Genomic DNA, 12575 nt, shown 5'->3' on the forward strand with positions numbered 1-12575 from the left:
CCAGAGTAACGCCTCATGCGTAGCGGAAAAAAGCATCCATCGGATCATGTACATCGGCCGTGGCCTCCGGCAGCGGCAGCGGGCCGCGCTTGCCGGCAATCACCTGCACGAAGGCCTGCTTGAAGCGCGCCATCTCCGCATCGGTGCCGACAGTGATCCGCGACCAGGTCGGCCACACCGGCCAGCTGCGTCCGATGAACACGCCATGGGTGGCCATGTCGTCCTTGAAGCCGGCGGCCGGCCGCTTCACGTCGACCATGAAGCAGTTGCTCTCCGAGGTGGTGCAGGCATAGCCCTGCTTGGCGAGAAACGCCATTACGTCCTTGCGTGTGGCCGCGGTGCGTGCGCGCCGCTGCGGCACCAGTGCGGGATCGCGCAGGCTGGCCAGGCCTGCGGCAGCCGCGGTCACCGGCAGGCTGTTGACGCTGTAGAACATCAGCTTGGCCAGCAGGTCCGGGCGTGCGGCCGCGTAGCCCAGGCGGATGCCGGCCATGCCGTAGAGTTTGGAGAAGGTGCGCAGCACCACCACGTCTTCGCCCGCGGCAGCCATGTCGACCACGCTGCTGGTGCTCTGCGCAAAGTGGATATAGGCCTCGTCGACCACCAGCACGCTGCCCTTGGGCTTGTGCGCCAGTGCATAGTCCAGGTCCTTGCGCGCGGTGACCGAGCCGGTGGGGTTGTTGGGATTGCAGATGTAGATCACGCCGGGGCTGGCGTCGGCGGCGCACATCGCCTGCACATCGTGCGAGAAGTCCTTGCGCAACGGCACCTTGATCAGTTTTGCGCCGTTGCGGGTAGCGGCGCGCCAACCGGATTCGTAGGTGGGATCGGCGGTGACGAGCGCGGCGCTGGGCGAGGTGAACGCCAGCATCGTGTAGTCCAGCGGTTCGGTGGAACCGGCGTAGGCCATCAGGTGGTTGACCGGCAGCTTGAGCTCGGCGGCCAGGGTATCCATCAGCTCCATCTGCACATCGCGCAGGTAGCGTCCGCCTTGCGGTGCGATCTGCGCGATGGCCTTGACCGCGGCCGCCGACGGGCCATCGGGAAACTCGTTGGAGCCGATCATCACCGGCGACAACGCACCGGCCGCTGTTGGCGCGATCGCGGCGGAGCGTTCGGCGGCACCGGCCAGCAGCGGCAGCGCACTCGCACCGGCGGCGCCGGCAAACAGCGCGGAGTCGCGGAGAAACATGCGGCGCGAAAGAGCAGTTTTCATGACAACCTCCAGCAGGACGACAGCACGGATTCAAGGACGAACGGCGACCACTTCGATTTCCACCCGATATAACGGATTGCCGAGCGCGGCGATCTGGAAGGCCGAGCGCGCCGGCAGATTGGGCTGCTCCTTGGTGCCGAAGAACTGGCGGTAACCTTCCATGAAACCGTTGAAATCCATCTTGCCGCCCATGGCCGGATCACCGACCAGAAACACCTGCATCTTCACCACATCGCCCATGCCCAGGCCGAGCGCCGCGAGTTGCTGCTTGATCTGGTTCAACACGCTCACCGTCTGCGCCTTGGTGTCGCCATAGGCGGCGATCGAGTCCTTGGGCGCACTGGCATCCACCACCGCCGGCACCTTGCCACTGACGTAGACGGTGGCCTTGCCGGCGGGAATCTCCACGGCAGCAGCAATGGGAAAATCGCTGTTGGGTATCTTGTGGCGGACCACGTCGGCCGCATGCGCAGCGGCGAGGCCTGCAGACCACAGCAGGGCAGCAGTGAGAACGGTGGTCACTGGACGGAACATGGCAACTCCTTGCATGAGAAAGAAAGGGAGAATCAGTGGCGCAGCAATTTGACGTCGTCGACGGTGACGCGCTCGGCGTGATCGTTGCCGAAGTGCGTGCGCACATAACTCACCACCTCGGCCACCTGGCGGTCGTTGAGCATCGCGCCGAAGCCGGGCATGCCCGCATGGCCGTCGAGCACCATCATGGTGACGTAGGGGCCGGCGGCCAGCTTGGGGTTGCCGGCAAGCGCGGGATATTCGCCCGCGCCCTGCGCACCGCGCCCGCCCGGCATGTGGCAGCCCTGGCAGATCGCCTGATAGACGTCCTGGCCGGATGCCTTGGCAAAGCCCTGCTGCGGAAACAGCTGAGTGGCATCGGAGCTCTGCGCCCGCGCGTCGTATGTGCCTGGCGGCACCAGCAACGCAGCCATCGCAACGACAAAGCTGGCCGCGGCCAACCGTGATAACAGGCTCATGCGCGACCTCCTCCGGCCAGCACTTTGCGATGCAGACGGCCCACGACGTCGTGCGCGGACAAGATCGCGCCTTCCTGCCAGGCCGGGATATAGGAGACGTGTTCACCGGCCAGCGCCAGGCGCCCGTCGATCTGGCACAGCGGCGTGTAGTGTTCGGCACGCGCCTGCTCGCTCCACATGCCGAAGCAGCCGTGCGTGAACGGCACGCGGTGCCAGCCGACCGAAATGCCGTTCTCGAACTCGCGCGGATACTGCGGATGCAGCTGCGTGCCGTATTCGACCGTCTTGCGCACGCGCTGCTCCGGGGACATCGAGGTGAACTGGTAAGCATCCAGTCCCCACACATACGCACCGAGCAGCACGCCCTTGCCGGGGCTGTGATAGTTGGTGCTGGGATAGCTGATCAGGGTGATCGGCAGATCGGTGTAGCTGATGCCGCCGTAGATGGCCTCGTCCTCTTCCCAGAAGCGGCGCTTGAATTGCAGGCCCACTTTCACCGATGCCGCATACGGCACCTGGCCGATCGCGGTGGTCATCGCGTCACTGGCGGTGACCGGAATGCGGCTGAGCACCGACAACGGAATCGTGCAGATACACCAATCGGCGCTGGCGATGCGTTCTTCGCCGCCGTGCGCGGCGTCCTGCCAGGACACGCGCACACCGTTGCCATCCTGATCGATCCTGGTGACCTTGGCGTTGTAGGTGATGGCATCGCCGAGCCGGGACGCGAATGCCTTGCCGATCTGGTCCATGCCGCCCACCGGCTGGAACATGGTGGTCTGCATTTCGTAGTTGTTGCCGGCCGCCAGCGTGGTCCACAGACGCGAGTGCAGCACGTCCTGCACGCTGAAGGGATCGGAGAACTCGGGCTTGCCCGACAGGCCGCCACCGGGATAACGCGCAAAACCGCGCCGCTCGCTGCTGTCCTTGCCCTTGACGTAGCCGAACTTGTGGTCGAGCGCGCCCCAGGTACGCAGGGATTCCAGCAGCACTTCCTGGTCTTCGCGGCTCACGGTGGTGTCCAGCGCCTGCTGCTGGGTGCACTTGGCCAGCAACTCGGACACGTGCCCCTTGTAATCGGCATCGATGGCGCGAAAGCGCTGCGGTTTGCCGCCGAAGCCATGCTGGCTGTGCAACAGCGCGTTGTAGTTGACCTGGTTGAATGCCTCCAGGGCCACACCGAATTGCTTGCAGTAACCCAGCACCGCCTTGTGGTGATGCGGAATGCGCCACGGCCCCGGATTGAGGTACAGCCCGTCGTCGAACTGGCAATGTTGCATCGCCCCGCCGAGTTCGGTGTAGCGGTCGCCGCCGCGCAGCGTCCAGTTACGCCCGCCGGGGCGGTCGTTGTATTCCAGCAACTGCACGCGGTACCCCGCCTTGCGCAGTTCGAAGGCCGCCGCCATGCCGGCCAGCCCCGCCCCCAGGATCAGCACCGAGGCGCCCTTCGGGTCGCCATCCAGCTGCAACGGTCCCTTGAAATCGGATTCGGCCGCCATGCCCAGGCTGCTCATCGCCTGATACATCATCGCGCCGCCAGCGGTCATGCCGATGCGCGCCAGCAGTTGCCGCCGTGTCATCGCCCCAGAATGATTGCCTTGCATCAACGCTTAGTCCTTGCATGTCATGGATCGAGTCCGACGGACACCACCGATGGCGCGGCCGGCAACGCTGCCGGCCGCATCACTGCCTCAGAATTTGTAGGCCAGGCTGGCGAACAGCTGGCGCGGTGCGATCAACTGGTACGAACCGGAACTTTCGTTCGGGAACACCGCGCCGATCGCATCGTCCTTGTCGAACAGGTTGTAGACCGACAACTGCAGCCGCCCACCGGCCAGAAACCCGGCATCCTCGCCCTGATAGCCGACGCTGCCGTTGACGATGAAGGTGGCATCGACCTGGTCGGTATTGAGCGTGTCGCCGTAGCGCTTGCCGGTATATTTGGTGTCGAGGTTGGCGAAGAAATGCTCGCCCTCCCAACCGCCGTTGAGGCTGAACATCACCTTGGGCGAGTCCGGCACGTCGTTGCCTTCCACCTGCACCAGGCTGCCGCTGACCGGGCCGAAATAGTTGTCCTGGAACTCGGACTTGTTCCAGGTCAGCGATGCCCCCAATCGCCATCCCGGTGCCGGCTTCCACATGCCGGACACTTCCGCCCCGTAGGTCTGCACGTCGCCGACGTTGGCGTAGACGGTGGGCGCAACCACCAGCGGGTCCGGGTCGGTCAGCGCGATGATGCGGTTCTCGTAATCGATCTTGTAGGCGGCGATGTAGCCGCTCCACTGGCTGGATTCGGCGCGGATGCCGATATCGATATTGGTGGATTCCTCCGGGGCGATATCCGGATTGAATGCCCCCGAGGTCAGCGCCAGCCGTGGTGCCGAGCTGAAGTTTTCCGCGTAGTTGGCGAACACCTGCACGCCCTCGGCAAGCTGGAAGCTGGCGCCGACCTGGGGCTGGAACCAGTCGCTGTTCTTGATGGTGACGTCGCGGCGCACGCTGACATTGAAATCATCGAGATTGGCGATGCCGTTGTAATCGCGTTTGACATCCAGCCCCTTGGCGCCGAATTCCATGGTGAGCCGGTCATCGAGCAGGCGCAGCGTGTCCTTGATGTAAAGCTGCTTCACCTCGGTGGAGAAGTGATTGTCGTAATAGACCACGATCGGCAGCGAGCCCTTCAGCAGCGCGCCGGTGGCCGGGTCCAGGTTGTACAGCGGGCGCACCTGATCGAAATCGTAGTTTTCGTACCACGCGCCGACTTCGAGCTTGTTGTGCTCGGTCTCCCATGACACTGCACTGGTTACGCCGTAGCGATCCCCGCCCATGATTTCCTCGCGCCGGGTCATCGCACCGACGCGGATGACATTGCCGTTGGCATCGACGATCTGCGGGTCGTTGATGGCGATATCGGTGCGACCCGGCGTGCCGGCGATGGCGTCGTTGTACAGGCCGGTGGCCGTGCTCGGTGGCGTGCCGCCGACGCCATAACCATGCTTGTTTTCGTAGTAGCCGGTGAAGGTGACACCGATCGCATCGTTGAACAGGAAATCACCGTGCAGGCTGAGCAGCGAATCGCGGCGGCCGTTCTGCCATTCACTGTAATGCTCGGCATCCACTTCCGGATTGCCGGTGATGCGTTCATGCAGATCCCACGACACCGACCCGTCGGATTTGTACGACTGCACGTCGTAGTCCTTGCGGTTGTTGTAGATCCAGCCCAGGGTCAGGCTGCCCACGTCCCAGGCCTGGCGGATCTTGGCTTCGAAGTGATCGCTCTTCTGCGTGGCCGGCTCCATGTCCCACACCCCGCCCTGCGTGCGCGAGGCAGACAGATACGCGCTGGGGCCGCCGTCCCACCAATCCGGCGTATCCAGGCGCACGAAGCTGCGCACCAAATCGTCCGAGCCGATGGTCTGGGTGAGGTTGCCGCTCCAGCTGTCGCCGCCCTTCGGTGGCAGGCTGGTGTAACGGATCGCGCCGCCCAGTGCGTGGTACGAAGGCTGGGTGACATCGCCGGAGCCGGCCGACACGGTGACGTCGAGCAGGTTCTCGCTGGACACGTAACGGGTGATCGGGCCGCCTTCGCGGGTGTCGAAGGTTTCGATCGGGATGCCGTCCAGGGTCACGCCAATCTGGTTGGCGGAAAAGCCGCGGATGGTCATCGAGTCGCCGAACTCGTACAGCCCGAACGGAACGGTGGTCTGGACATTCACGCCCGGCAGGCTCGCCAGTAGCTGCTGCGGTGCCACGCCGGGCACCTGTGCCTGGATGTCGTCGACGGAGATGGAGGCGGTGGTGCGCGTGGAGCCGGTGCCGACCACGCTGACCGCGTCCAGCGTGCGTGCTTCCTGTGCCAGGACCGGCAGGCTGTGGGCGCCTGCCAGCACCAAGGTCATCGAAGCCAGCGTGCGACCACGCGTGGCAGTGGTGAGAATGGCGGCAACCGACGCCGCCAGTTGATCGGTGTTCAAGCGCTTGCGCATGCAATCGACCCCCTGGATGGTGTGACGTGCTGAGTGACCGGGCCCGCTCCCCAAGACCGGCTGACACCGCGGATGCGGCATGCATCGACCATACCCAGCACAGTTCCGCTGTACGCGCCGCCCGGAGGGTAGGGGCGGCGCGGGTGGGTAGGTAGCTGCCGGATTCAACGATCTGAATAGGGACTGTCCCCACCCACCTGCCGGCATCCGGACATACCAGGTCTTGCGCACTTGCCATGCCGCGCCGAATCGACAACGCTGCGCAGCCGCATCCCGAGTCCACCCATGCCGCCTGCCGCACCGTCCCTGTTACTGCTCGATTTCGACGGCGTGCTGGCCAGCTATTCGCGGCCGCGTCGTCTGGCTGCGCTTGCCAGTGCGGCGGGATGCACGCCGCAACGTGTGCAACAGGTCTTGTTCGAGCAGGGCCTGGAGCGCGCCTACGATGCCGGCGTGATCGACACGTCGGCCTATCTGGCGCAGCTCGGCGAGGGGCTTGGCTGCGTGATCGATCGCGCCACCTGGATCGATGCGCGCGTGGCGGCATGCCGCGCCGAGCCGGCGGTAGTGGCGCAGGTACTGGCGGTGTCGGCAACGACCGCGGTGGCGGTGCTCACCAACAACGGGCCGTTGATGGCGGAAGCGATCAAGCGGATCGTGCCAGCGCTGTTTCCGCTATTGCAGGACCGCGTGCTGTGCAGCGGCGCCCTCGGCGGCCGCAAGCCGGAGCTGCCGGTGTATCAGCGCGCGCTCGCCCGGCTCGATGCGGCCGCGTCACGCACGTTGTTTGTCGACGACCTGTTCGTCAACGTGCGCGGCGCGCGTGCCGCCGGCCTGCATGCGGACACGGTGCGCGATGCGCGCGGCTTGCGGCGGGTGTTGAAGCGGTATGGGCTGGGGTGAAGGGCCGGGATTGGGGAATCGGGAATCGGGAATCGGGAATCGGGGATTGGGGATTGGGGATTGGGGATTGGGGATTGGGGATTGGGGAATCGTTGAGCATCGCGGAACACCTGTCACTCTCTCGGGGTGACGCAAGACGCTGCTCGCAGCATTGAACGCGTCGGCGTCCACGGTCAGGGACAGCGTTGGCGCCTTGAGTCGGTGTCGGGTTAACGGCGAACGCAGAAGCGAGCCCCTCTCCCGTCGGGAGAGGGGTTGGGGTGAGGGTACGGTAGAGCGATAAAACCCAAACCTCCATGCCCCCCGCCGTTATCCAATCGCTGCCGCAAGAGGGCTGCATCGCGCGCTACGCAATCCGCATCAGCTACGCAACGCGGTCTTCATGCAGATCCTGCAACAGCCGCGCAGGTACCTGCGGCAACAACGCCACGTGCCCTGACAGGGCCTGGCGCAAATCGGGAAACACAACGACCTGCGCCTCCTCCCCAACCGCGCTCGCCGGCACAGCGCCGGTCGCGATGGCGCAAGGAAGCGCAGAGGTCGATCACTTCTGCGCGGCGTACTCGGCAACGGCCAGGCGCAGGCGCGCCAGGCCATCGGCCAACTCGGCATCGGTCAGATTCAGTGCCGGCACGAAGCGCAGCACATCCGGCCCCGCCTGCAACAGCAACACGCCATGGTTGGCGGCGAAATCCAGGATCGCGCCGGCCTGCCCGGCATGCGCCGGCGCAAGTACCGCGCCCAGCATCAGGCCGCGTCCGCGGATCTGCGTGAACAGGCCGAACTCGGCGTTGAGCGCCTCCAGGCCGGCACGCAGCGCCGCCGACTGACGCTCCACATTCTCGGCGATCTGCGGCGAAGCCAGCTTGCGCAGCGCAACCCGCGCCACCGCCGCGGCCAGCGGATTACCGCCGAAGGTGGTGCCATGCGCGCCGAACTGCATGATCTCGGCCACCTTCGGGCCGGCCAGCATTGCGCCGATCGGGAAGCCGCCACCCAGCGCCTTGGCCAGCGTCACGATGTCCGGCGTCACCTGCTCCTGCCAATGCGCGAACAGCGTGCCGGTACGGCCCATGCCGCACTGGATCTCGTCCAGCACCAGCAGCGCATCGTGCTGGTCGCACAGCGCGCGCACGCGGCTCAGGAAACCCGGCGCGGCCGGCATCACCCCACCCTCGCCCTGGATCGGCTCGACCATCACCGCGGCCACATCGCCCGAGGCCATGGCCGCCTCCAGCGCCGCCACGTCGTTGAAGTCCACATAGCGAAACCCGCCGGGCAGCGGCTCGTAGCCTTCCTGGTACTTGGGCTGCGCGGTCGCGGTGACCGCAGCCAGGGTGCGCCCGTGGAAGCTGCCGCGGAAGGTCACGATGACGCGCTTGTCGGCCGCGCGGCCGTGACTGCTGGCCCACTTGCGTACCAGCTTGATCGCCGCCTCGTTGGCCTCGGTCCCCGAGTTGCACAGGAACACCTTGTGCGCGAAGCGCGAAGCGGTCACCAGCTCTTCGGCCAGCTGCAGCGGCGGTGCGCTGAAGAACACGTTGCTGGTGTGCCACAGCTTGCCGGCCTGTTCGGTCAGCGCGGCCATCAGATCCGGATCGTTGTGCCCCAGCCCGTTGACCGCGATGCCGGCGGACAGATCCACATACTCGCGGCCCTGGTCGTCCCACACGCGACTGCCCTGGCCACGCTCCAGCACCACCTGGCGCGGGCGGTACACCGGCAGGTAGTAATGCGCGAGGGACAGGGGCGAATCGGCAGCGGTGCTCATGATGGTGGGTCGCAGAAGCGGAGGGAGAACGCGCATTCTCGCGCATTCGCCGGCCTGCGGCACAATGCGCGGATGCGCCCTTTCTCCGATCCCCAGCTCACTCCCGCCACCGACCACGGCTGGCGCCGGCAATGGTTCGACATCATCTACCGGCACGACACCCGTCCGTCGCGCAATTTCGACCTGATGCTGGTGGTGGCGATCCTCACCAGCGTGATGGTGATCATGATCGACAGCGTGCCGCGCATCCATTCGCATTCGGCGCACTGGCTGGTGCCGCTGGAATGGGCGTTCACGGTCCTGTTCACGGTCGAATACGGGTTGCGCCTGGCGGTGGTGCGGCGCCCGCTGCATTACGCGCTCAGCGTGTGGGGCGTGATCGATCTGCTGTCGATCCTGCCCAGCTATCTGTCGTTCTTCGTGCCGGGTGCGCAGACGCTGCTGGTGGTACGCGTGCTGCGCATCCTGCGCCTGTTCCGCATCCTCAAGCTCACCCGCTACATCGAGGAAAGCGGGCAACTGGTGGACGCGCTCTGGCGCAGCCGGCGCAAGGTGCTGGTGTTCCTGTTCAGCGTGCTCACCATCACCGTGATTGCCGGCGCCACGATGTATGTGATCGAAGGCCCGCAACATGGGTTCACCAGCATTCCGACCAGCATGTACTGGGCCATCGTGACCATGGCCACGGTGGGCTTCGGCGACCTGGTGCCGCAGACCACGCTGGGCCGCTTCGTCACCTCGGCCCTGATCCTGATCGGCTACAGCATCATCGCCGTGCCCACCGGCATCTACACCGCCGAACTGGCCAGCACGCTGCGCGAAGGCGGCCACGCCGGCAAGCGCGATACCCGCAACTGCCCGCGGTGCGGGCTGGAAGGCCACGCGCCGGATGCACGTTATTGCCGGCAATGTGCGGAGCCGCTACCGGAGAGTTCCAACGGCTGACGCGGTGCTGCGGACTTGACGCGACCACTGCGGCCACCGATCAGTGGCCGCGGATAGAGCAGCTGATAGACAGCCTTGTAGATCAGCTGTAGCGCCGATGATCTGCGACTTTGCTGCAGGCCCTTGCCCGCCCACCATCGCGGGACACGCCGCAAGTACGTCCATGGAGGCTCTGGCGCGGCATCCCTGCCGCTCAGGGTCCCGCGACGGTGAGCGGGCAAGGACCGGTCGAGACGATCGGTGTGCGGGTGCAAGCAGAGCATGACGTGCGCGCTTCCATAAGAGCACGCCTAATTAGTAATCCAAGACAAGCCGAGCAATGAGCAGGCTTTCAATGAAGCAACCTTGAAACTTCCAGGTGCAGTGTCCTCGCCGGTTGCGGGACCGTGTGGCGGCATGGATGCCGCCACCGAGCCCCAGGGACGGGTTCACGGCGTGTCCCGCAGGCGGTGAGGGCACCGCGCCCTCGACCATTTTTGCTTGAGACCATCTAACAACGCTGAAGGTCAGGATTTCAGCATCTTTGAGGCTTGCACAATCATCTGCTCGATGCGCTTACGCAACGCGCCACAGATGAATGCGCAGCATCAATGCGACATGCGATTGCTCATGTCGATCAGATCGTTGTAGCTGGCCAGCACGGCCTGGCGCGTGCCGCCCGGTGGGAGCGAGCCACTTTCCAGCAGCATCTGCTCGCTCTTGTTCAATGGTGTCTTGGTGCGGATACGCTCGACCAGTCGTCCCGACTCGCGCGCCAGCTTGTCGGCAGAACGTTCCATGTGGCCCCACATCGCATCGCCCTGGCCGACCTTGGCCTTCTGTGCCTCTTCCAGAATGCCCTGGTAGCGTGCGAGCTGGGATTGCGCTGCGGCAAGATCCGGCGTGTCGCTGTCGAGCACCTGCACCAGCTGCTTGCCTTCGCCGATGATCTTCAGGTGATACCAGGAGGCACTGCGGCCCTCTTCCTTTTCGATCGCATCGATCTGCGCCTGGCGACGCATGTCTTCGTTGCGTTCGAGTGCGGCATTCATGGCTTCGCCGGCCTCGAAGAACGCGTGATAGGCCTGCATCAACGGCGCGTGCAGCGCCTTCATGCCCTTGCCGTCATCGCGCAGATAATCCTCGCGGTCGTAGTAGCGCACCGCTTCGCCGATACGCTCGTTGAGCGTGGTGAAGCGTTCCTGATAGGTCTTGGCCACCGGATCGAGCTGGGGGTTGGCGGGCGTTTGCGCCAGTGCCGCGGTCATCGGCGCCCCGCATTCGTCCACGTGATGCGACAGCACCGTGCCCGGTGCATGGATATCGCTCTCCTTGCCGGTCGGGCCGGCCTCGGGGTCCTGCATCCAGCCGATGTATTGCTGGTAGCTCTCATGGATCGGCTGCTCGACACCGTTGAAGCACGTGATGTAGGCATTGATCTTGTCGGCGCCTTCCACTGCGGCGGCGGGCGCGTTTTTCTGGCAACCGGCAAGCAGTGCGGCGAACGCGATCGCCGCGGCGAGCGGCGCATAACGAAGTTGATGGGTCATCTGGCGTTCCATTGATAGGTTGAAGAAGGTGGCGCCGCAGCGTGCGGCCGAAAGGCATCCGGCGCAGCCGGTCGCCCGGCACGCGCGCGATGGCTGGAAACAGCAGTGATTACTGACGATTGCTTTGGAACACCAGCGCGTTGTAGGTGTTGAGTAACTTGCGCGGCGAGCCTTCGGGCGCCAGCGAGGGGCTATCCAGCCAGCCCTGCTCCATCTTGCTGTAAGGCGTTTTTTCGACCACGCGCTTCACCCGCGCCTTGGCTTGTCTGCGGAAGGTTTCTGCAGCGGTTTCAAAGCTGTTCCAGTCCAGCTTGCCCGGCTCCTGGTCGGCCACCTTGGCGTGCGCTTCATCGGAGAGACGGTTGAAGCCGTCCAGCAGCGCGTTGGCACGCGCCACGTCGAACTGCTCCTCTTCCAGTGCATCGGCGATCTGCTTGGCGTCGAGCATCATCGCCAGCCGGTAGTACTCGCGTGTGCGGCCTTCGCCCTGCTCCAGCGTCTTGAGTTTTTCGCGTTGCGCCGCGTCGTTTTGCACGTCCAGTTCGGCGCTGAAGGCGGTGCTGGCATCGGCGTAGGTGGACAGTGCCTCCATCAGCTGCGGGTGCAGCTGCTTGCCCTTGGCAAACTGATCGTCCTCGTAATCCTGGCGGGTGTAGTAATCGGCCACTGCGTGACTGATCGGCTGCAGTGCCTTCAATGCCGCGCGATAGTCGCCTGCTGCCTTGTCCAGCGCCGGCAGCGCTGGCTTCGCCGCAGCGGCCGCGCTGACCGGTGCGTCGCACTGCTGCATGTCGCCATCGTCGATATCGTACGGGCCGGTCATGCCGGATTCGTCACCGGTCGGGCCGGCGAACGGGTCCTGCATCCAGCCGGTGTAGTACCTGGCGCCGGCGTGCACCTTCGCGTTGACGCGGTTGAAGCAGTCGATATAGGCGCCGAGCTTGGCGGTCACGCCTTGCAGGGAATCCAGCTGTCTTCCCGTCGTTTTGGTATCGGCACTGTCGGCACCGGTTGCAGGCTGCTGCGACTTGCCGCCACAGGCGGCCACCAGGGCGGACACGCAGACCGCCAGAACAAGCACACGAAACTTCGGAGACACGCGCGGTACATCCTTGTTGGAAACGTTTTCAACTACACACGATAGCAAACCCGACTGTGAACTGGGTGTGCTCGCCCCAGGTCCGGCCGCAGCCAGGCCTCCACGGCGCGACTGCTGGTGGGCCGCACCCACGC

10 protein-coding genes are annotated in these 12575 nt (G+C 65.1%); 2 read left to right on the forward strand and 8 right to left on the reverse strand.

Annotation, left to right across the window (positions count from 1 at the left end):
• Positions 1 to 13 precede the first annotated feature (13 nt).
• The 5 genes from H7A87_RS15660 to H7A87_RS15680 all read right to left on the reverse strand — a co-directional run bounded on the left by H7A87_RS15660 (position 14) and on the right by H7A87_RS15680 (position 6182).
• Positions 14 to 1216, reverse strand: a complete 1203-nt coding sequence (locus tag H7A87_RS15660) for a pyridoxal phosphate-dependent aminotransferase (protein WP_119127458.1) — start codon at positions 1214 to 1216, stop codon at positions 14 to 16.
• Positions 1217 to 1246: 30 nt separating this feature from the next.
• Entirely contained in the window at positions 1247 to 1750 is a 504-nt protein-coding gene (locus H7A87_RS15665; RefSeq protein ID WP_119127456.1) for a RidA family protein, read from the reverse strand.
• Positions 1751 to 1782: 32 nt separating this feature from the next.
• Complete coding sequence (locus tag H7A87_RS15670) at positions 1783 to 2208, reverse strand: cytochrome c (RefSeq protein WP_104584058.1); 426 nt, start codon at positions 2206 to 2208, stop codon at positions 1783 to 1785.
• A complete protein-coding gene (locus H7A87_RS15675) occupies positions 2205 to 3812 on the reverse strand; it encodes a flavin monoamine oxidase family protein (RefSeq protein ID WP_180496753.1) in 1608 nt (535 codons plus the stop codon). The genes H7A87_RS15670 and H7A87_RS15675 overlap by 4 nt, the downstream gene beginning before the upstream one ends.
• Positions 3813 to 3899: 87 nt before the next feature.
• Positions 3900 to 6182 (reverse strand): TonB-dependent receptor, encoded by a 2283-nt coding sequence (locus H7A87_RS15680; protein WP_180497039.1) that lies wholly within the window; start codon positions 6180 to 6182, stop codon positions 3900 to 3902.
• A gap of 297 nt (positions 6183 to 6479) precedes the next feature.
• Here H7A87_RS15680 and H7A87_RS15685 point away from each other — a divergent pair, with 297 nt between their 5' ends.
• Complete coding sequence (locus H7A87_RS15685; protein ID WP_119127450.1) at positions 6480 to 7097, forward strand: HAD-IA family hydrolase; 618 nt, start codon at positions 6480 to 6482, stop codon at positions 7095 to 7097.
• A 544-nt stretch (positions 7098 to 7641) separates the two neighbouring features.
• On the opposite strand, the gene H7A87_RS15690 is transcribed toward H7A87_RS15685, so the two are convergent.
• On the reverse strand, positions 7642 to 8868 hold the full coding sequence (locus H7A87_RS15690; protein WP_119127448.1) for an acetylornithine transaminase: 1227 nt from the start codon (positions 8866 to 8868) through the stop codon (positions 7642 to 7644).
• 72 nt (positions 8869 to 8940) lie between these two features.
• Here H7A87_RS15690 and H7A87_RS15695 point away from each other — a divergent pair, with 72 nt between their 5' ends.
• Positions 8941 to 9813: an ion transporter gene (locus tag H7A87_RS15695; RefSeq protein WP_104584053.1), complete on the forward strand. Its 873-nt coding sequence runs from the start codon at positions 8941 to 8943 to the stop codon at positions 9811 to 9813.
• Positions 9814 to 10400: 587 nt separating this feature from the next.
• On the opposite strand, the gene H7A87_RS15700 is transcribed toward H7A87_RS15695, so the two are convergent.
• Both H7A87_RS15700 and H7A87_RS15705 read right to left on the reverse strand, forming a co-directional pair.
• A complete protein-coding gene (locus tag H7A87_RS15700) occupies positions 10401 to 11342 on the reverse strand; it encodes a YiiG family protein (RefSeq protein WP_232087862.1) in 942 nt (313 codons plus the stop codon).
• Between the two features lie 109 nt (positions 11343 to 11451).
• Positions 11452 to 12441, reverse strand: a complete 990-nt coding sequence (locus H7A87_RS15705; protein ID WP_119127446.1) for a YiiG family protein — start codon at positions 12439 to 12441, stop codon at positions 11452 to 11454.
• Positions 12442 to 12575: the final 134 nt, after the last annotated feature.

Origin of the sequence: Xanthomonas sp. CPBF 426 (assembly GCF_903989465.1) — a bacterium.
Taxonomy (GTDB): Bacteria; Pseudomonadota; Gammaproteobacteria; order Xanthomonadales; family Xanthomonadaceae; genus Xanthomonas; species Xanthomonas euroxanthea.

Coding starts and splice junctions, on each gene's coding strand:
- H7A87_RS15660 (WP_119127458.1), bottom strand. CDS start 1,216: ATGAAAACTGCTCTTTCGCGCCGCATGTTTCTCCGCGACTCCGCGCTG.
- H7A87_RS15665 (WP_119127456.1), bottom strand. CDS start 1,750: ATGTTCCGTCCAGTGACCACCGTTCTCACTGCTGCCCTGCTGTGGTCT.
- H7A87_RS15670 (WP_104584058.1), bottom strand. CDS start 2,208: ATGAGCCTGTTATCACGGTTGGCCGCGGCCAGCTTTGTCGTTGCGATG.
- H7A87_RS15675 (WP_180496753.1), bottom strand. CDS start 3,812: ATGCAAGGCAATCATTCTGGGGCGATGACACGGCGGCAACTGCTGGCG.
- H7A87_RS15685 (WP_119127450.1), top strand. CDS start 6,480: ATGCCGCCTGCCGCACCGTCCCTGTTACTGCTCGATTTCGACGGCGTG.
- H7A87_RS15690 (WP_119127448.1), bottom strand. CDS start 8,868: ATGAGCACCGCTGCCGATTCGCCCCTGTCCCTCGCGCATTACTACCTG.
- H7A87_RS15695 (WP_104584053.1), top strand. CDS start 8,941: ATGCGCCCTTTCTCCGATCCCCAGCTCACTCCCGCCACCGACCACGGC.
- H7A87_RS15700 (WP_232087862.1), bottom strand. CDS start 11,342: ATGACCCATCAACTTCGTTATGCGCCGCTCGCCGCGGCGATCGCGTTC.